This window comes from Pantoea sp. Tr-811 (assembly GCF_011752535.1).
GTDB lineage: Bacteria > Pseudomonadota > Gammaproteobacteria > Pseudomonadales > Pseudomonadaceae > Aquipseudomonas.
Map to the genome: position 1 here is coordinate 521,625 of NZ_VWXJ01000002.1, position 18,463 is coordinate 540,087.

At 64.2% G+C, this 18,463-nt stretch carries 17 protein-coding genes and 1 pseudogene; 3 read left to right on the forward strand and 15 right to left on the reverse strand.

The features are described from left to right. Positions 1-100 precede the first annotated feature (100 nt). Complete coding sequence (locus F3J44_RS30200) at positions 101-745, forward strand: DedA family protein (RefSeq protein ID WP_205299675.1); 645 nt, start codon at positions 101-103, stop codon at positions 743-745. A 501-nt stretch (positions 746-1,246) separates the two neighbouring features. On the opposite strand, the pseudogene F3J44_RS30205 reads toward F3J44_RS30200, so the two are convergent. After that, a pseudogene (locus F3J44_RS30205) lies at positions 1,247-1,873 on the reverse strand (sterol desaturase family protein); the annotation flags it as partial. A 113-nt stretch (positions 1,874-1,986) separates the two neighbouring features. On the opposite strand from F3J44_RS30205, the gene elbB reads away from it, so the two are divergent. Next, positions 1,987-2,652, forward strand: a complete 666-nt coding sequence (gene elbB / locus F3J44_RS04895; RefSeq protein WP_167066669.1) for an isoprenoid biosynthesis glyoxalase ElbB — start codon at positions 1,987-1,989, stop codon at positions 2,650-2,652. Here the strand turns inward: elbB and F3J44_RS04900 are convergent, their stop codons facing one another. The 9 genes from F3J44_RS04900 to F3J44_RS04940 all read right to left on the reverse strand — a co-directional run bounded on the left by F3J44_RS04900 (position 2,653) and on the right by F3J44_RS04940 (position 12,223). Beyond that, complete coding sequence (locus F3J44_RS04900) at positions 2,653-3,105, reverse strand: YaiI/YqxD family protein (protein ID WP_103446197.1); 453 nt, start codon at positions 3,103-3,105, stop codon at positions 2,653-2,655. Positions 3,106-3,225: 120 nt separating this feature from the next. Further along, positions 3,226-5,133: an FTR1 family protein gene (locus tag F3J44_RS04905; RefSeq protein WP_205299676.1), complete on the reverse strand. Its 1,908-nt coding sequence runs from the start codon at positions 5,131-5,133 to the stop codon at positions 3,226-3,228. A 129-nt stretch (positions 5,134-5,262) separates the two neighbouring features. Then, on the reverse strand, positions 5,263-6,120 hold the full coding sequence (locus F3J44_RS30310; protein WP_167270886.1) for an RHS repeat-associated core domain-containing protein: 858 nt from the start codon (positions 6,118-6,120) through the stop codon (positions 5,263-5,265). Positions 6,121-6,228: 108 nt separating this feature from the next. Further along, positions 6,229-7,647, reverse strand: a complete 1,419-nt coding sequence (locus F3J44_RS04915) for an efflux transporter outer membrane subunit (RefSeq protein ID WP_167270888.1) — start codon at positions 7,645-7,647, stop codon at positions 6,229-6,231. Then, positions 7,644-8,519, reverse strand: a complete 876-nt coding sequence (locus tag F3J44_RS04920) for an HlyD family secretion protein (protein WP_167066657.1) — start codon at positions 8,517-8,519, stop codon at positions 7,644-7,646. The genes F3J44_RS04915 and F3J44_RS04920 overlap by 4 nt, the downstream gene beginning before the upstream one ends. After that, positions 8,516-8,728 (reverse strand): DUF1656 domain-containing protein, encoded by a 213-nt coding sequence (locus F3J44_RS04925; RefSeq protein ID WP_016392395.1) that lies wholly within the window; start codon positions 8,726-8,728, stop codon positions 8,516-8,518. The genes F3J44_RS04920 and F3J44_RS04925 overlap by 4 nt, the downstream gene beginning before the upstream one ends. Further along, positions 8,725-10,812 (reverse strand): FUSC family protein, encoded by a 2,088-nt coding sequence (locus tag F3J44_RS04930; RefSeq protein ID WP_167066654.1) that lies wholly within the window; start codon positions 10,810-10,812, stop codon positions 8,725-8,727. The genes F3J44_RS04925 and F3J44_RS04930 overlap by 4 nt, the downstream gene beginning before the upstream one ends. Next, positions 10,809-11,261 (reverse strand): MarR family winged helix-turn-helix transcriptional regulator, encoded by a 453-nt coding sequence (locus F3J44_RS04935; RefSeq protein WP_167270890.1) that lies wholly within the window; start codon positions 11,259-11,261, stop codon positions 10,809-10,811. The genes F3J44_RS04930 and F3J44_RS04935 overlap by 4 nt, the downstream gene beginning before the upstream one ends. A 167-nt stretch (positions 11,262-11,428) precedes the next feature. Continuing rightward, the gene (locus F3J44_RS04940; RefSeq protein ID WP_167270892.1) at positions 11,429-12,223 is read right to left on the reverse strand and encodes a tetratricopeptide repeat protein; all 795 of its coding nucleotides are present in this window, start codon (positions 12,221-12,223) and stop codon (positions 11,429-11,431) included. A gap of 206 nt (positions 12,224-12,429) precedes the next feature. On the opposite strand from F3J44_RS04940, the gene F3J44_RS04945 reads away from it, so the two are divergent. After that, positions 12,430-12,987: a WYL domain-containing protein gene (locus F3J44_RS04945; protein ID WP_167270894.1), complete on the forward strand. Its 558-nt coding sequence runs from the start codon at positions 12,430-12,432 to the stop codon at positions 12,985-12,987. Between the two features lie 154 nt (positions 12,988-13,141). Here the strand turns inward: F3J44_RS04945 and F3J44_RS04950 are convergent, their stop codons facing one another. From F3J44_RS04950 to F3J44_RS04970, 5 genes are all read right to left on the reverse strand, one after another. Next, a complete protein-coding gene (locus F3J44_RS04950) occupies positions 13,142-14,005 on the reverse strand; it encodes an ABC transporter permease (RefSeq protein WP_167066642.1) in 864 nt (287 codons plus the stop codon). Positions 14,006-14,019: 14 nt separating this feature from the next. Next, positions 14,020-14,883, reverse strand: coding sequence for an ABC transporter ATP-binding protein (locus F3J44_RS04955; RefSeq protein WP_167270896.1), 864 nt, complete (start codon positions 14,881-14,883; stop codon positions 14,020-14,022). 6 nt (positions 14,884-14,889) lie between these two features. Then, on the reverse strand, positions 14,890-15,909 hold the full coding sequence (locus tag F3J44_RS04960) for an ABC transporter substrate-binding protein (RefSeq protein WP_167066636.1): 1,020 nt from the start codon (positions 15,907-15,909) through the stop codon (positions 14,890-14,892). A 17-nt stretch (positions 15,910-15,926) separates the two neighbouring features. Continuing rightward, on the reverse strand, positions 15,927-16,826 hold the full coding sequence (locus tag F3J44_RS04965) for a TauD/TfdA family dioxygenase (protein WP_167066633.1): 900 nt from the start codon (positions 16,824-16,826) through the stop codon (positions 15,927-15,929). A gap of 251 nt (positions 16,827-17,077) precedes the next feature. Then, positions 17,078-18,442: an HlyD family type I secretion periplasmic adaptor subunit gene (locus F3J44_RS04970; RefSeq protein WP_205299698.1), complete on the reverse strand. Its 1,365-nt coding sequence runs from the start codon at positions 18,440-18,442 to the stop codon at positions 17,078-17,080. Positions 18,443-18,463 lie beyond the last annotated feature (21 nt).

Sequence of the window (18,463 nt, forward strand, 5' to 3'; positions counted from 1 at the left end):
TGTCCGTGTAGGAATTGTTCACGTCGAGACACATTTGGACACTTTCACGAATCCGCGCGAAGGGGTAGGCTGCGCGTTCATTTCGCCAGCACCTCAGAAAATGCTCCAACAATTCCTGCAGGATTTCGGCTACTTTGCCCTTTTTCTAGGCACCTTCTTCGAAGGCGAGACCATCCTGGTACTTGCAGGGTTTCTCGCGTTTCGCGAATACATGGACATCAAGCTGGTGGTCCTGGTGGCCTTTTGCGGCAGCTATGCCGGTGACCAGCTGTGGTACTTCATGGGCCGCCGTCACGGGCGCAAGATCCTCGCCCGCAAACCGCGCTGGCAGGCCATGGGCGACCGCGCACTGGAACACATTCGCCGCCACCCGGACATCTGGGTACTGAGCTTCCGCTTCGTCTATGGCCTGCGCACCGTGATGCCGGTGGCCATCGGCCTTTCCGGCTACCCGCCACGGCGCTACCTGCTGCTCAACGGCATCGGCGCTGCGGTATGGGCCCTGGCGTTGGGCCTGGCGGCCTACCACTTCGGCGCCATCCTTGAAGGCATGCTGGGCAGCATCAAGAAATACGAGCTATGGGTGCTCGGCGGCCTGCTGCTGCTCGGCGTGCTGCTGTGGCTGCGCCGGCGTTTTCGTACCATCCGCGCCGAGCGCCGCGCGGCAGCAGACGAACAGCCCAGCAAAGCTGAGCAGCCAGTAGCCCCCGAGAAACAGCCAGAACACGGGCACGACCACCGCTAAGCCCAGGCTGCCGGCCAGGTACAGCGCCGGCGCCAACAACAGCAGGCGCGCCACTTCCAGGCGCGCTGCCCAGCGCCGATTCTCCAAGGCCGCTCCGAGCACGAACAAGCCAAACGCCATCAGCGCCCAGCCCAGTACCAGCGCGGCGGCCGGCGCGCGCCCCGCCACATCCATCAGGTAACTGCCCAGCGCAATGTAGACGCTGAACTGCAGCACCACATACACCTGCCACGCCCGGCCCAGGGCCACCTCGAACTTGCGAAACCGCGCCAGGTTCTGCTTCGCCTGTGGATAACCTGCCGCGACATCGGCCGGGCGCCAGCCGGTGGGCATGAACCAGAGGCGCAGCTTGTCCTGCCAGCGGCGAGTGCGGCGGGCGTCGTCCCACAGCTGGGCGTAGAACTGCACATTGGCCCACAGCGGGTTCCAGCTGGCCAGGGGCGTGGTCACCCCAAACACCACCGGCTCGGCCGGGTCTTCTTCCTTGAACGTGCCAAACAGGCGGTCCCAGAAGATGAACACACCGCCGTAGTTACGATCCAAATAGACAGGGTTCTGCGCATGGTGAACGCGATGGTTGGACGGCGTGATCAACAGCCACTCAAGCCAGCCCAGCTTGGGGATGTGCCGGGTGTGCACCCAGAACTGGTACAGCAGGTTCAGCGACGCCACGGTGATGAACACCAGCGGCGGCACGCCCAGCAGCGCCAGCGGCAGGTAGAACACCCACGAGAAGATGAAACCACTGCTGGTCTGGCGCAGGGCGGTGGTGAGGTTGTACTCCTCGCTCTGGTGGTGCACCGAATGCGCCGCCCACAGCACGTTGCGCTCATGGCCCAGGCGGTGCAGCCAGTAGTAGCACAGGTCGTACAGCACGAACGCCAGCAGCCACACCCACAGCGCATGCGGGGGCAGGCGCAGCAGCGCCAGGTGCTCCCAGGCGACGCTATAGGTCAGCAGCCCTACCCCTTTGGTCAGCAGGCCCGTGCTGGTAGACAGCGCCCCGGTGCTGAGGCTGTTGATCGAATCGGCCAGGGTGAAGTTGCGCTGGCCGCGCACGCGGTCAGCGATCAGCTCCAGCGCGATCAGCACGAAGAAGAACGGCACCGCCAGCAGAATCAGGTCCATGGGCAACGCTCGCGAGGGTTATCCACAGAGATTAGGATGCGCCCGCCGCAACCCCTATGGCCACATCTGCCAAACTAGAGGACATTTAGCGCCTCGATAATGGAGTGATGAGCATGACCAAGAAAGTAGCGGTGATTCTTTCCGGTTGCGGTGTGTACGACGGGGCCGAAATCCACGAAAGCGTGATCACCCTGCTGCGCCTGGACCAGCGCGGCGCGCAGGTGCAGTGCTTTGCGCCGAACATCGCGCAACTGCAGGTGATCGACCACCTGACCGGCCAGGAAATGCCCGAGTCGCGCAATGTGCTGACCGAATCGGCGCGCATTGCCCGGGGCGAGGTGAAGGATATTCGTGAAGCCCGGGCCGAGGATTTCGATGCGTTGATCGTACCGGGCGGTTTCGGCGCGGCGAAAAACCTGTCCAACTTTGCCGTGGAAGGCAGCGAGTGCAGTGTGAACCCGGATGTGCTGGCGCTGGCCGAAGCCTTTGCCGAAGCCTGCAAGCCGGTGGGGCTGATCTGCATTTCGCCGGCGCTGGCCGCGAAAATCTATGGCCCAGGCGTGCTCTGCACCATCGGCAACGATGCCGGCACGGCGGCAGCGGTGGAAAAGATGGGCGGCAAGCACCAGGAGTGCGATGTGCATGACATCGTCGAAGACAGCCAGCGCAAGCTGGTGACCACGCCAGCCTACATGGTGGCCAAGTCGATCAGCGAAGCGGCCAGTGGCATCTACAAGCTGGTAGACCGGGTGCTGGAACTGACCCACGAAGGGGAATGATCAGCCCTTGCTCAGGCGGGTGAGGATACGGTCCAGGGCATTGGCGAACGCCTGCTTCTCGCGCTCGCCATAGGGCGCCTGCCCGCCTCCGACCTGGCCTTGCTCGCGCAGCTCGGTGAACAGGTTGCGCACGGCCAGGCGCTCGCCCATGTTGCGTTCATCGAATTCGCGGCCGCGCGGGTCGAGGGCGGCCACGCCTTTCTTGATCAGCCGGTCGGCCAGCGGCACGTCGCTGCAGATCACCAGTTCGCCGGGCACGGCGTGTTCGACCAGGTAGTCGTCGGCGGCGTCCATGCCGCTGGGCACCACGATCAGGCGAACAATGGCGAAGGCCGGTTTGGCCACGGCCTGGCCGGCCACCATCACCACTTCAAGCTGGCGCTTGAGGGCGAATTTGACGATCAGGTCCTTGGCTGCCTTGGGGCAGGCGTCGGCGTCGATCCAGATGCGCATTCAGCTCAATCTCTTTTTTCTGCACCGGCCCTTTCGCGGGGCAAGCCCGCTCCTACATTGAGACGGCGAAATGCCTGTAGGAGCGGGCTTGCCCCGCGAAGAGGCCAGCAGCATCAATACCTAAACGGCAGCCCGGCGCTTCTCGGCCAGGCGACTACGCCCATACAACACCACAATGGCCAACAACGCCACCGCCTGCGCGCTCAGCGAATACAGGTCGGGGTGAATCCCCAGCCAGTCGAACTCGAAGAACGCCACCGGCCGGGTGCCCAGCACGCCGGCCTCCTGCAGCGCTTTCACGCCATGCCCGGCGAATACCACCGACAAGGCACACAGCAGCCCGGCGTTGATGCTGAAGAACAGCGACAGCGGCAGCTTCGCCGACCCACGCAGAATCACCCACGCCAGGCCCACCAGCAGCACCAGCGCCGTCGCGCCACCGGCCAGCACGGCTTGATGGCCTGCAGGCCCCGCCTGCAGCCACAGGGTTTCGTAGAACAGGATCACTTCGAACAGTTCACGGTACACCGAGAAGAACGCCAGCATTGCAAAGCCGAAGCGCCCGCCGCCGCTCACCAGGCTGCTCTTGATGTAGTCCTGCCAGGCGGCGGCATGCCGGCGGTCGTGCATCCACACGCCCAGCCACAGCACCATCACCGCAGCAAACAGTGCCGTGCAACCTTCAAGCAGCTCGCGCTGGGCACCGCCCACGTCGATCACGTAGGCCGCCAGGGCCCAGGTGGCGAAGCCGGCAACCAGCGCGAGGCCCCAACCGATGTTGACGCTGCGCACCGCCGACTGCTGGCCGGTGTTGCGCAGGAAGGCCAGGATCGCTGCCAGCACCAGAATGGCTTCAAGGCCTTCACGCAGCAGAATCAGCAGGCCGGAAATGTAACTCAGCGACCAGCTCAGGCCGTCGCTGCCCAGCAGTTTGGCGGCCTGGTCGAGCTTGGTTTTCGCTTCGCTCAGGCGTTGTTCAACCTGGGCGAGCGGCAGGCCGTCTTGCAGCGACTGGCGGTAGGCCATCAAGGACTTTTCAGTGCTTTTGCGCGCTTCGGCATCGATGTTGTCCAGCGAGCTTTCGACCAGCTCGAAGCCTTCCAGGTAGGCAGCCACCGACAGGTCGTAGGCCTGGTCGTGGTCGCCTGCACGGTAGGCCGCCAGGCTCTTGTCGAGGGTGCTGGCGGTGTAGTCGAGCAACTGCGCCGGGCCACGCTTGACCTGCGGCGGCTGGGCGCGCTGGGCACGGAACGCCTCGACCACGCCGGCGCCTTCATTGGCGGCGACTTCGGCCGGGGTCTGGCGGGCCAGGTCGGCGATGTTCCAGGTCTTGTCGCCCTTGGCCGCCTCAGGCTTGGCGCTGAAGCTTGCGATGTAGGCGGCCACGTCCCAACGCTGGCGCTCGTCCAACTGGTCGGCGAACGACGGCATCTCGGTGCCATCGATGCCCAGGGCCAGGGTGTTGTAGAGGTCGAACAGGCTCAACTGGTCGAGGCGTTTGACCTCGCGCAGGTTGCTGGGCGCGGGTTCCAAGCCTACGCCCGCCGGGCCGTCACCGGCGCCGGTATCGCCATGGCAGATGGCGCAGTTCTGCGCGTAAAGCGAGGCGCCGCGGGCCGGGTCTGGGGTAATCACCGGAGCCTGGCTGACCTCGTAGGCCACGGCCAGGCGCGCGCCCAGCTGGCGCGCCTGCCTGGCCACCACGGCGCCATCCTGGCGCTGCTCGATGGCCTGGCGCAGTGCCTGCACGCCTTGGGCCAGCCCGGCTTGTTCAGCATTGGCCGGCAGGCCTTTGACCAAGTCGGCCAGCGTCGCGCCGAGCGCTTGCTGTTCGCGGTACTGGCCATCGTCGGTCACCTTGCCGCCCTGCACGGTATCGGGGTAGTCGACGCCAATGTAGTCGAGCAAGTGCAGGGCCTTGGCGGCCTCGACAGGCGCCTCGGCCTGCGCCAGGGCACTGCACAGCGCCAGCACCGGGCCCAGCAGAATTGCCGGCAGCCAGGCGAGCAGAGGGAAACGGGTTTTCATGGCCACTCTCGGAAGGAATGCGAAAGAGAACATTGTTCACTTCCACTTTGCTTCGCTCAAGAGGCAAGCGTGGATTTCATGAAAACCTCAACTTAAACGGGCGGCGTCGAGGAGCTTGCCCCGCCATAATTAGCGTCTGACGTCCTTCTTTTTTTGGGGTAAGCGGTTTACAGGAGGGGTAGGTTCGAATATCTGCGGAGAATAAGCGAAATGCGGATATTCGGGATGATGCTTTTTATAAGGATTTTTAGTAGCGATAGAGTAATCCGATATATCCACTACATCTGAGCCCCGATTGGGCCTCTTGAACCTGCCATCCGTCGGGGAAACTCTTCCCCGAAACCCAATAGTGGGGAGCTTGGAAGCCTCTGCGAACTGCCGCGCCAAAGGATTATCGCCATCAGCAGAGTGACACGAGATAATCCTGAATGAATCCAGATCCGAAAGCTCAACGCTCTTCTGTGTCAACGCAATTTTCAACGCTTTTCCATCCAGGACACGACCATCAAAAAGAGCAAGCTCGTTATCGCCATGCAGGTCAAGGTTGCCGAACTTCTTGCCCGCCTCTAACGTTTCAAAATATAAGGTGTTTTTACCCAACAGGCGGCCTTTCCCAGTGAACGGAACAGCTTTTACATGGCCTGAGGGGTCTGTAGCATTTACGGGATTGCCAGCAAGATAGCCGTAGCAATTGATTCCACCATCACCAAACGGGCTCCAGCTGTCTGGGCTGTTGAACCGCATCAATACCGGATTGAACGCCCGGTGGTATCCCGTCCCAAGCAGATAATGGCCGGTTACCGGATCCTGGTACTCGGCATTGAAGCTGCACAGGCTAAGCAAGCCACTTGCGGGGTGCCGGTGCCCATAGGGCGAATACGCCAAGGGATTAGGCTGCGAAGCAACCAGTACACTGAGAACCGATCCATGCTTTTCAACCGCCAGCAAACGGCTTCCATCGACGTTGCCTTTAAGTGAAATATCCATGTCAGCGACTGCGTAGGGGTTTGTCCACAGACTGCATGAGCTGAACGATTGTTGCTACTGGCAAAAATGATGGTCCGCAGCCCAGTTGCTTCGGCAGAACCGGCAAACTCACCGCTTGCTTGCGTCCTTCCAACCTCCACCCAACGACAGGAACACGCCAATCTGCCCCATCGCCACCTGGCTATTGGCCGCCGCCAACTGCGCCCGCACATCGGTATAGGTCCGCGTTGCCTGCAAATCCGCCAGGAACGATGCGCGCCCGGCCTGGTAATACCGGTGCGTCTGATCCGCCGCTTCCTTGGCCGATTGCTCCGCCTCGGCCAGGGCATCACGCCGGTCCAGCAAGGCACTGTATTGGGCCAGGCGGGTCTGGGTTTCGCGGATGGCGTTCAGCACCACCCCATCGAAATGCGCCAAGGCCGCCTGGGTCGAGGCCTCGGCCATGCGAATGCGCGCACGGGTGCCGTTGGTCGGGATGCTCCAGCTGATCTGTGGGCCAAAGCCCCAGCGGTTGGTCGACGGGTCGCCAAGGTCCTTGAGGAAACCGATGGTGCCGACCTGGGCACCGAAGCTGATGTCTGGGTACAGCGCGCCGGTGGCCACGCCGATCTCGGCAGTGGCCGCTGCCAACTGGCGTTCGGCCTGGCGCACGTCGGGGCGGCGCTTGAGCAAGGCCGCGCCGTCACCGACCGGCACCAACTGGTTCAGGTGTGGCAGCTCGGCGCAATCGGCGGTGCCCGCCGGCAGGTTATCCACAGGCTTGGCCAGCAGCGCTGCCAAGGTGTAAAGGCCGGTTTCGCGCTCAGCCTTGAAGCGCGGCAGCTCGGCGCGCAGCGACTTGAACTGGGTTTGCGAACGGGTCACCTGGGTTTCATCGCCGCGCCCAGCGTCACGCAGGCGCTGGTTGAGCTTCACGCTCTGCTCCTGCAAATCGAGCGATTCACGGGCAATGTGGAACTCTTCGTTGGCCGAGCACACCTGGGTGTAGGCCTTGACCACATCGGCCACCAGGGTGATGCGCGCCGTGTCGGCGGCGGCCTGCACGGCATCGGCATTGGCCTTGGCAGCCTCGGTGCCGCGCTTGAACGTGCCCCACAGGTCGAACTGGTAGGAGGCGCTGATGATGGCATCCCCCACGTTGGCCACCGGCACCTTCTCCGCCAGCAGGAAGGCCTGCCCCGACTCTTGCAAGCGCTGGGCGCCGGCCTTGATGCCACCGTTGAAGCCGCCCTGGGACTCGGCCACCTCGACCTGGGCACGGGCCTTGGCGATGTTGGCCGCGGCCACACGCAGCTCGGTGTTGGCGCTCAGCGCCTGGCGCACCAGCTCGTTGAGGCGTTGATCCTGATACAGCTGCCACCAGTCCTCGGGCACCGGCGCCGATACCACGCTGTCGGCGTCCTGGCGCAGCGGACCGTTCAGGTCGCTGCGTTGCACCGCCGCGTCCTTCGGCACTTCGTAGTCGGGGCCGACCATCATGCAGGCCCCCAGGGACAGGCAGAGCCCCGCCAGGATCAGCTGTTTCATGGGCGCTGGCCCTCAAGGATCGACACCGTCGCCGTACGCCCGGCGATCATGCGGAAATCTTCCGGCACCTCGTCGAAGGCGATGCGCACCGGAATACGCTGGGCCAGGCGCACCCAGCTGAACGCCGGGTTGACGTTGGGCAGCAGGTTGGCGCCGCTGCTGCGGTCGCGGTCTTCGATGCCGGCGGCAAAGCTCTGCACGTGGCCGCGCAGGCGGGTGTTGTCGCCCATCACGCGGATGTCCACGGCATCGCCGATATGAATGCCGCCAAGCTTGGTTTCCTCGAAATAACCATCGACGTGGTACGAGGCGCTGTCGACCACCGACAGCACCGGGCGGCCGGCGGTGACGAATTCGTGGTCACGGGGGGCGCGGTCGTTGAGGTAACCGTCCACTGGGCTACGCACCACCGAGCGGTCGAGGTTCAGCTGGGCCGCATCGACCTGCACCTGGGCCTCGCTGACCGCCGAACGGGCACGGGCCTCGCGGGACTGGCTTTCTTCCAACTGCTCGGCCGCCACCAGGTTGCCCAGCTTGCGGTTACGCTGCGCCTCGCGGGAGGCCTGGGCCAGGGTTTCCTGGCGCTCGCCGAGGGTGGCCTTGGCCTGGCGCAGGGCCAGGGTGAAGCGGTCCTGGTCGATGGTGAACAGCACATCGCCGCGCTTGACGGTCTGGTTGTCGCGCACCTCGACCTTCTGGATCAGCCCGGATACATCCGGGGCGATCTGGATCACATCGGCGCGAATATGGCCGTCGCGGGTCCAGGGGGCGAACATGTAGTACACCACCATCTGCCACACGAGCACGGCGGCGAAGGTCACTACCAGCAAGGTCAGGACCACACGGCCCAGGGTCAGCAAAGGTTTTTTCATGGCAGCATCAGGCTTCGGCAAAAGTGGTCGACCGCGCCCAGCAGCACGGCATACAGGGCAACGTTGAACAACGCCCGGTGCCAGACCAGGCGGTAGAAATGCAGGCGCACCAGCACCGCGTGCACCCCCAGGAACAGCAGGTAGGTGCCAAACATCATCACCAGCAGCGTGGGCAGGAACACCCCGCTGATATCCAGTTCACCGATCACAGGGGCGCTCCGTCGAGGCCAGGGGGCAGTTGCGGTTGTTCGGCAGGCTCAAGCATCACCTCCACCCCCGGCAACAGCGCCAGGCGCAGGCCGCTCAGGGCATGCAGCAGGTGGGTGCGGGCGTCGCCGCGTTCGTACAATTCATCCAGGTTCAGCGCCAGGCGTGCGCGCTCCATGTTGCGCAGCAGCGCCGGCGGGGCGTGCAGGCGCTCGCCGGCGCGCAGGCAGGCGGCGTAGTGGGCGCCCACTTCCTCGATCACCGTGCCCAGGCGTTCGCGGGCCTGCTGGCCGGCACGCGGCAGGTAGGCCAGCAGGTCCAGCAGGTTCAGCCCCACGCGCAGGTCGCGCAGCGCCACACCGCTGTCCTGGCCGGTTTGCGATAGCCGCGGCAGGTGCTGCATCAGCCGGTCGAGCATCTGCACGCCCACCTGGCGGTGCTCGGCCAGGGTCGCCGGCTCGGTCATCTCGACAATGTCGCGCCAGGCGAAGCGGGTCATGCGCTTGGCCGCAAGCTCTACGCCGAACGGGCGCATCACCAAGGTCCAGATGAAGGCGAACAGCAGACCCACGGGGCCGGCCAGGTTGGAGTTGAGGAAGGCGAAGAAGTCGGCGTCGTAGGCACCCTGGATGCTGATGAAGGTCGAGGTGTTGACGATGGTCAGCAAGGTGCCCAGGTAAAAGCGCGGCTGCACGGTCAGGGTGCCGACGCAGATGAACGGCACCGCAAAGGCCAGCACCAGCATGGGGAAGTCATGCAGGTTGGGCAGTACCAAGAACAGGTACAGGCTGGAGAAGATCACCGACATCAAGGTCCAGAAGAAGAACCGGTAGATCTGCGGCGCCGGGTCGTCCATTGCCGCGAAGAAGCTGCACGACACGGCGGCGAGAATCACTGCACTGGCGCCGTCGTTCCAGCCCAGGCCAATCCACAGGCCGCAGGCAACAACGATCGCCAGTACGGTGGATACCACCGAGTAGAGCATCAGGCCGCGGTCGAAGAACGCGGTCAGGCGGCCCAGGCGCCAGTGGCGGTACACCGCACGCCAGGGCGTGGCGTCGTCAGTGCGCAGGGCATGCTGCAGGGCGCAGCAGTCCTGCCACAGGTCGGCCCATTCGGTCAGCCGGTAGAGCGCGTTGGACAACAGCAGCTCGGCGCGCTGGTCGAGGGCCGCGGCGCCGGGTTGCAAGCGGTCGATCTGCTCGTGCAGGGCCGCCCAGCGAGCCACCGAGGCGCTGTCGGCGGTGCCCTTGAGCCATTCACGGGCGGCCTCCAGCACCGGTTGCAGTTGGGCGAACTGGGCTGGGGCCCGGCCTTGCAAGGCGATCAGGGCGTCGTCCAGGGCATCGATCACCGGCAACAGGTGGATCATGCGGCCACGCAGTTCGCGGGCGTTCTTCAGGGTATGCGGGCCTGCACCTTCATGGCCGAGCTGGCCGATCATCAGCTCCAGCGAGTTGAAGGTGGCGACCATCGCCCCGCGCATGCCGCCAACCTTGTCGGTGCTGGCGTCGCGGGCCAGGTAGGTGTCGCTGTAGCGGATCGCCTCGGTGAACCAGCTACCCGTGGCCCCCACCACCACCGGGGCCAGCCGGCGCGGCCAGAAAATCGCCCCGACCACCGCCGCGCAGACGATGCCCAGGCAGATTTCCTGGGCCCGGGACGAGGCCACATCGAACACCGCCGTGGGGTTGTCGACCACGGCCAAGGCGATCATCGGCAGGGTGTAGCCGGCCAGCATCAGCACGTAGTTGTTGGCGGTGCGCAGGTTCAGCGAAAGGAACAGCAAGGTGCCGGTCCACAGCGCGATGGCGATGCTCAGCAGCAGCGGCGATTGCACCAGCGGCGGCACCAGGAAGATGGCCCCGGCAGCGCCCAGCAGAGTGCCCAGCGCGCGGTACAGCGCCTTGGAGCTGGTGGGGGCGACGAACGGGCTGGAAACGATGTACACCGTGGCCATGGCCCAGTAGGGGCGCGGCAGTTGCAGCAACAGGGCGATGTACAAGGCGATCATCGACGCGCCGAAGGTGCGCACGCCGTAGAACCAGTCACGGGCCGGGGGCACGGAGCTGAAGAAGCCGTTCATGCCGCCCCGCCTGCATTGCCAAGGCCGGCGGCTTCGAAGGCCCGAAGCACGCGCACGGCGGCTTCCAGGTCGGCCTCGGCGATGCCTTGCAGCACCTCGTGGCGCACCCGTACCAGCTCGATTTCGATGGCTTCGGCCAGGCGACGGCCTTCGACGGTCAAGCTCAGGGCCTTGGCGCGGCGGTCCAGTGGGTCTTCGCTGCGGCACACCAGGCCAGCCTTGCACAACTGGTCGAGCAGGCGCACCAGTGACGGGCTTTCCAGGCCGGCGGCCTGGGCCACGGCCACCTGGTGCACGCCATCGCCCAGGCGCACGATCATCAGCAGCGGTGCGGCGCAGGCTTCGGAAATACCGTAGCCGGTCAGGGCGTTGTGGCAGATGCGCCGCCAATGGCGGGCGGCAACCACCATGCCGCTGCTGACTTGCAGGCGCAGGGAGTCAATGGACATGAGGGGAACCAAGGATATTCATAGTTTGCTAACTATCAATATACGCCTGTGCCTACCCCCTGCGTCAACTGCAGGTGGCCGAGTGGTTTGATGAAATTTTGTTTGCTTTTGCTGGCCGCTTCGCGGGGCGAGCCCGCTCCTACAGGGGCGCGTAACAGGCTTGGGTGTCAGGGCTGGACTTGGTCTTCCAGCTTCATGGCCAAGGCCAGGGCGCTGCCCATCTCCACCGCCCGGTCCCGCCAGTCGTGGTAGCGTGCCCTGTCGCGCTGGCTGAAATGCACGGTCAGCTCTTCGGCCGCCTGCAGCACGCCAGTCGCGGCAGCCAGTTCAAGCCAGTACAGGCCCGCCTTGGTGTTGGCCTCCACGCTCAGGCCGTGCAACAGCCGGTAGCCCACCTCGAACCGGCAACGCGCCTCGCCACGTTCCGCGCCCCGCACGAACCAGTCGTAGGCCTTGGCCAGGTCCACCTGCCATTGAAGCTCGGCATCGCACACCTCTTCCTCGTACAGGTCGCCCAGCGCCGCCGCCGCATGCAGCATGCCGCGCTCGAAGGCCTGGCGGTAGCACTCCGCCGCCTGCACGTAGGAGGTGTCCACGCCCTTGCCAAAATAATGCTGCTGCCCCAGGTTGAACCAGGCCGGCGCACTGCCCTGCAGCGCGGCCATGCGCAACAGGTGCCCGGCCAGCACGGTATCGGCCCGCCAATACTTGCCATTGAGCCACACCCAGCCCAGGTCGTTGAGCGCTGCCACGCTGCCTGCCAGAGCCTGCTGGCGCAGGTCGGCATACACCGCCTGCAGGTCGGAGGCTTCGTCCAGGCGGTTGACCAGCAGCGTGCGCTGGCTGGGCAGGCCAACCCCAGCGAACAGCCGCTGCCGCCTGCCGGCAGGTGTCGGTGGGCAAATGACCTGCTCGGGCAGAAGGCGGGCGAGCAGCGAATGGATATTGCTGGCAGCAGACATGTTCATCCTCATTGAACGACCCACAGGCCCGACCGCGGCTGTGATGAGGCGTGATTCTGCGCGACGTCACGTCAAAACCTGTCGCGAACGATTCAACCCATGGCAACCAAATGCGGATTACTTGATCTGAACGGCCTATGGCTAATTGCCATGACCCGATCCAGCCGCCATGCTGATGCGGCAAGCCTAGACAAGGACGTTACCTTTTGCCGTTCGCCACGACCCGCGCCACCCTCAGCCGTCAGTGGGCGCTGCTGCGCCAGCTTCCCAGCCGCTCCCCGGGCGTTACCAGTGCCGAGCTGGTGTGGCGCCTGCGTGATGTCGGCTTCAATGTCAGCAAGCGCACGGTCGAGCGCGACCTCAACGAGCTGTCGCTGATCTTTGCCCTGGAGCGCAACGACAAGAGCATTCCGTTTGGCTGGCACTGGTCGGCCAATGCCCTGGGCGAGTTGCGCGGGAATTTCGACCTGCAGGGCTATTTGCGCGGCGAATCGCTGCAGCCGGTGCCGGGTGAGGGAATGGAAATGCAGGCGTGGGTCAGTGATTCACTGGCGCGGCAGTTGCGCCAGACACCGTTGAGCGCCGATATGCAGCTCACGGCCCTGGAACAGGGGCACCGGTTGCGGGCAACGGTGGAGGATGGCTGGGCCTTGCGCTGGTGGGTGCTCAGCCAGGGGGATGGGGTGGTGGTCGAGCAGCCCCTTGGCTTGCGCGATGAGATTGCCCGGACATTGAGCAATGCGGCGGCGCAATATCAAGTATAGGGGGCTTACGCTGGCCTGGTAGGAGCGAGCACAGCTCGCGATGGGGCGCGCAGCGGCCCCAAGGTTTTCAGCCTCGCGGCACAGGATGTTGGGGCCGCTTCGCAGCCCATCGCGAGCTGTGCTCGCTCCTACCAGGCCCACCGTCAGCGGCGGCTTACCGCTGCATGCCCCAGCGCCGTACGGTCAGCCGCTCCAGGGTATTGAACACCAGCCCCTCGACCAGCAGACCAATCAAGATCACCACGGCCAGCCCGGCAAACACCTTGTCGGTGTACAGCTCGTTGCGGTTCTGGAAGATGTACCAGCCCAACCCGCCCTTGCCGCTGCTGGCGCCAAACACCAGCTCGGCAGCGATCAGCGTGCGCCAGGCGAACGCCCAGCCGATCTTCAGCCCCGACAGAATCGATGGTAGTGCCGCCGGCACCAGGATATGCAGCACCAGCCGCAACCCTTTCAGGCCATAGTTGCGCCCGGCCATGCGCAGGGTTTCCGACACCCCGAGAAACCCGGCATAGGTATTCAGCGCCAATGCCCACAGCACCGAATGCACCAACACGAAGATCAGGCTGTTGTCGCCCAGGCCAAACCACAGCAGGGCCAGCGGCAGCAGGGCAATGGCCGGCAACGGGTTGAACATCGAGGTCAGCGTGCCCAGCAGATCGCGCCCCAGTTGGGTCGAAACCGCCAGGCTGGTCAGGCCGAAGGCCAGCACAATACCCAGCAGGTAGCCTTTGAGCAGGATCACCAGCGATACGCCAACCTTGGCCGGCAACTCACCGCTGATCAACCCGTCCCACAGCGCCGCCGCCGTCTGCAGGAAGGTTGGCAACAGCAGGTCGTTGCCCTGGTAACGGGCGATGGCTTCCCAGAGCACGGCGATCACCACCAGGATCACCGCCTTGCGCAGCCAGCCGTGCTGCCACAGGCGCTGGGCCAGGGGCAGGTTGCGTTCAAGAGGCACACTGAGCAGGGGCTCCAGCTGCACCTCGTATTCCTGGCGTACAGGTGTAGGGGTCATGGCTGTAGCTCCTGTCAGTAGGCGATGCGGATGTCGTTGAAACCCAGGTCGACGCTTGGCTCGGCGGGTTCGGCCTCGTCGAACAGCAGCCGGTGGATACGCCGGGCGCTGGCCTGGAAGTCCGCGGCGCCGAGGCTGCCGAGGTCGTACTGGTGGCTGTGCACCTCTGCCCTCACCCGCCCTGGGTGCGGCGACAGCAACAGGATACGGTTGCCCACCACCAGCGCCTCCTCGATGGAGTGGGTGACGAACAGCAAGGTGAAGCGCACCTCTTCCCACAGCAGCAACAGCTCTTCCTGCATCTTGCGCCGGGTCAGCGCATCGAGCGCCGCGAACGGCTCGTCCATCAACAGGATCTTCGGTTGCGTGGCCAGCGCCCGGGCAATCGCCACCCGCGCCTTCATGCCACCGGAAAGGGTGTGCGGATAGGCATCGGCAAAGGCCGCCAGGCCAACCTTTTCAAGGTAATGCAAGGCCCGCTCCTGGGCCTCGGCACGCTTGAGCTGGCCAGACACCAGCAGCGGGAACATCACGTTCTCTTTCACCGTTTTCCACGGCGGCAGCTGGTCAAATTCCTGGAACACCACGATGCGGTCGGGGCCTGGGCCCTTTACCGGTTCGCCCTGCAGCAGAATCTGCCCTTCCTGCGGAGTGATGAACCCAGCCACGGCCTTGAGCAGGGTGGACTTGCCACAGCCCGAGGGGCCCAGCAGCACGAAACGGTCAGCGCGGTCGACTTCGAAGCTGACCTGGTGGGTGGCCCGCACCACGCGCTGCGCGGTGCGGTATTCAAGGCTCAGGTCGTTCACCTGGAGCAAGGGCGGTGTCGCGACACGGCTCAAGTTGCTGGCCGTGTGGCCTGGCAATGGGGCGGTCATGGTCGGTCAGCTCCCCTGCAGCGGGCGTTCATCCTGGAAGAAGTAGTCCTTCCACGATTCCGGCTTGTGCTTGATGGCGCCTACCCGGTACAGGAAGTCGGCCAGTTTGTAGGTGTTCTTCGGCGTGACGGTGAACTCGTACTGCGGGTTGTCGATCAGCTTGATCAGCGCCTCGCGGTCGATCTTGGCCTTGGTCACCCGGATGTAGGTATCTGCCGCTGCGGCTTTGTCCTTCTGGGCAAAGTCCGCCGCTTCGGCCAGGGCATCGATGAAGGCCTTGTAGGTTTTCGGGTTGTCCTTGCGGAATTTCTCGGTGGCGAACAGCAGGGTCGGCGAGTTGGGGCCGAGCAGGTCGTAGCTGTTGAGCACCACGTGCACGTCCTTGTTGGCCAGCGCCTGGTCCTGGAACGGCGGGTTGGAGAAGTGCCCGTTCAGTTCGGTGCCACCGGCCAGCAAGGCCGCGGTGGCGTCCGGGTGCGGCACGGCCAGGGTGTACTTGTCGAGGCGGTTGTACGCCTTGTCGCCCCACTGCTGCGCGGCGGCGTATTGCAGGAAGCGCGACTGCACGGAAACGCCCACGGCCGGTACCGCGATGCGGTCCTTGTCGGAAATGTCGGCGATGGTCTTCACATTGGGGTTGCTGCTGACCAGGTAGTACGGGAAGTTGCCCAGCGAAGCCACGGCCTTGACGTTCTGCCGGCCGTAGGTTCTGTCCCACACGGTGAGCAGCGGGCCGACGCCAGCACCGGCGATGTCCACCGAGCCGGACAGCAGCGCATCGTTGATTGCCGCACCGCCCGACAGCTGGGCCCAGTCGACTTCGATGTCGATGCCTTCTGCCTTGCCATGTTTTTCGATCAGCTGCTGGTCACGCACCACGTTGAGCAGCAGGTAGACGATGCCGAACTGCTCGGCGATGCGAATCTTGCCTTCGGCTTGCGCCACGGCGGGGGCCGCCAGGCTGCCGACAACCAGGCTGGCGCCCAGGCCGATACTTGCCGCCAGGCGGCTGATGGATTTGCGCATGATGGATTCCTCAGTCGTCAGAACGGGGCATCGCCCTGGATGGTGGTACGGAACAGTTTTCGGCGCAGGTGCGCGGGGCAGCCAGCGGCCAGGTGAATCAACGAACGGTTGTCCCAGAACACCATGTCGTGTGGCTGCCATTGGTGGCGGTAGATGTTCTGCTCCAGCACGCTCAGGGCATACAGCTGTTGCAGCACGTCTCGGCTTTCGTCCTCGGGCAGGCCGACGATGCGGGTGGTGAAGCCTTCGCTGACGAACAGTGCCTTGCGGCCGTTTTCCGGGTGGGTGCGCACCACCGGGTGGATAACTTCCTTCACCTGGGCCAGTTGCTCGGCGGTAAGGGTTGGGCGCCAGTTGCCCTCGAACTTGGTCTCGGCGTAACGGGCCGTGTAGGAGTGGGCGGCGCTGCGGCCTTCGACCACCCGGCGCAGGGCCTCGGGCACGGCGTCCCAGGCTTTGTGCATGTCGGCGAACAGGGTATCGCCGCCTTCGCTGGGCAGCTCCTGGGCATGCAGCATGGAACCCAGGCTTGGCAGTTCCTTGTACGACAGGTCCGAATGCCAGAACTTGCCGGCATCGCCCAGGCCAACGTTCTGGCCGTTCTCGACAATGTTGGAAACGATCAGGATCTCGGGGTGGCCGGCGAGCAGGAACTGCTTGAGCACGTGGATCTGCAGTTCGCCGAAACGGCGGCTGAAGTCGATCTGCTGCTGGGGGCTGATGCGCTGGTCACGGAACACCAGCACGTGGTGGTCGAGGTGGGCGCGATGGATACGGGTGAAATCCTCGGTGTTGACCGGTTTGGCGAGGTCCAGGCCGATGATCTCGGCGCCCACGGCACCGGAGAACGGGCGGATTTCAAAAGTTTGCGGCTGGGCGCTGTCGATGGACGACAAGGCGTTCGAGGCGGCTGGCATTGTTCACTCCCACGCAGTGCGCGACTTCAATGGCGCGCAACGATCAGAAACGCACGGGGATTTCCCGTGTGGGTTCAAGTCGTGCGGCGCATCGATTGGTCGACGGGTACGCAGTGGGTGTGACTATAAATGCATAAGAAGAATAATTTAAATATCTTTAAAGAATAAGGATATGAAAGGTGCCCGTGCCCGAGCATGGGGCGGCCTTGCGGCACTTTCGCGCCGCCAGGCCACAGCCACGAAGCACCTGCTTAACGCTCGCGCAGCGCCTCGTCGCGGGCCTTCATGATCGGCTTGAGCAGGTAGCTCATGATGGTTTTCTTGCCTGTCATGATGTCTACCGTGGCGACCATCCCCGGAATGATCAACAGGGGCTTGGCGTCGGTCCCCAGGTGGCTCTTCTCGGTACGCAGCTTGATCAGGTAGTAAGTGGTTTTCTTGTCTTCATCGGTGATGGTGTCGGCACCGATCTGCTCCAGCTTGGCTTTCAGCCCACCATAGATGGTGTAGTCGTAGGCGCTGAACTTGATGGTTGCTTCCTGCCCTGGGTGGAGGAAGGCGATGTCCTTGGGCAGGATCTTCGCCTCCACCACCAGGGTGTCGTCCAACGGCACGATTTCGATGATGTCGCTGCCGGGCTGGATCACCCCGCCAATGGTGTTGACCAACAGCTGCTTGACGATGCCACGCACCGGCGAGGTCACCAGGGTACGGCTGACCCGGTCGTCCAGCGCCTTGCCGGTGGCGGTGGCTTTGTTCAGTTCGGTGCGGGCTTCGTTGAGCTTGGTCAGGGCCTCGCTGCGGAACTTGCCACGGGTTTCCTCGATCTTGCTCTGCACTTCCTTGATGGCCGCCTCCGCACGCGGGATGGCCAGTGCCGTGGAGTCCATCTGGCCACGGGTTTCCACTTCGGCACGGCGCAGGCGCAGCACCTCTACCTGGGAGATCGCGCCCTGGGCTACCAGCGGCTCGGACATACCGATTTCCTGACGCAGCAATTGCAGGCTGTTGGCATACTGGGCGCGCTTGGAGGTGAACTCACGCAGCTCCTGCTGCTTTTGCACCAGCTGCTGCTGCAACCCGCCGATTTCATCCTGCAATTGCTGACGCCGGCTTTGGTATAGCGACTGCTCATCCGCGGCCTGGCTGGGGGCTGCCTTGCGCAGTTCTTCGTCGATTTTCAGCGGGCGGTCTTCGACTTCGGCGCTCAGGCGCTCCACGCGCAGGGCCATGGCCAGGCGATCGGCCTCGGTTTCACCGACGTTCGACGCAAAACGGGTTTCGTCCAGGCGCAGCAGTTGCTGGCCAACTTCGACTACCTGCCCTTCCTTGGCGTAGATCTCGGCGACGATGCCGCCTTCAAGGTTCTGGATTTTCTGCACTTTGGACGACGGAATGGCCTTACCCTCGCCACGGGTGACTTCGTCGATAGGTGCGAAACTGGCCCAGAGGATCAGGAACAGGAAGAACGCGATCACGCCCCAGATAGTCAGGCGAGCCACACGCGGGCCGTCCTCGATCAGCGCCTTGTTGACCTCGGGCAGCGGCTGCCCGTTGAGCGATTCGGAGCCTTTGAAATAGCGACGAAGGCCGTCCTTGAACCGACCGATATCCAGCTTATGCAACACTGATCTGCC

Coding starts and splice junctions, on each gene's coding strand:
- F3J44_RS30200 (WP_205299675.1), top strand. CDS start 101: ATGCTCCAACAATTCCTGCAGGATTTCGGCTACTTTGCCCTTTTTCTA.
- elbB (WP_167066669.1), top strand. CDS start 1,987: ATGACCAAGAAAGTAGCGGTGATTCTTTCCGGTTGCGGTGTGTACGAC.
- F3J44_RS04900 (WP_103446197.1), bottom strand. CDS start 3,105: ATGCGCATCTGGATCGACGCCGACGCCTGCCCCAAGGCAGCCAAGGAC.
- F3J44_RS04905 (WP_205299676.1), bottom strand. CDS start 5,133: ATGAAAACCCGTTTCCCTCTGCTCGCCTGGCTGCCGGCAATTCTGCTG.
- F3J44_RS30310 (WP_167270886.1), bottom strand. CDS start 6,120: ATGGATATTTCACTTAAAGGCAACGTCGATGGAAGCCGTTTGCTGGCG.
- F3J44_RS04915 (WP_167270888.1), bottom strand. CDS start 7,647: ATGAAACAGCTGATCCTGGCGGGGCTCTGCCTGTCCCTGGGGGCCTGC.
- F3J44_RS04920 (WP_167066657.1), bottom strand. CDS start 8,519: ATGAAAAAACCTTTGCTGACCCTGGGCCGTGTGGTCCTGACCTTGCTG.
- F3J44_RS04930 (WP_167066654.1), bottom strand. CDS start 10,812: ATGAACGGCTTCTTCAGCTCCGTGCCCCCGGCCCGTGACTGGTTCTAC.
- F3J44_RS04935 (WP_167270890.1), bottom strand. CDS start 11,261: ATGTCCATTGACTCCCTGCGCCTGCAAGTCAGCAGCGGCATGGTGGTT.
- F3J44_RS04940 (WP_167270892.1), bottom strand. CDS start 12,223: ATGTCTGCTGCCAGCAATATCCATTCGCTGCTCGCCCGCCTTCTGCCC.
- F3J44_RS04950 (WP_167066642.1), bottom strand. CDS start 14,005: ATGACCCCTACACCTGTACGCCAGGAATACGAGGTGCAGCTGGAGCCC.
- F3J44_RS04955 (WP_167270896.1), bottom strand. CDS start 14,883: ATGACCGCCCCATTGCCAGGCCACACGGCCAGCAACTTGAGCCGTGTC.
- F3J44_RS04960 (WP_167066636.1), bottom strand. CDS start 15,909: ATGCGCAAATCCATCAGCCGCCTGGCGGCAAGTATCGGCCTGGGCGCC.
- F3J44_RS04965 (WP_167066633.1), bottom strand. CDS start 16,826: ATGCCAGCCGCCTCGAACGCCTTGTCGTCCATCGACAGCGCCCAGCCG.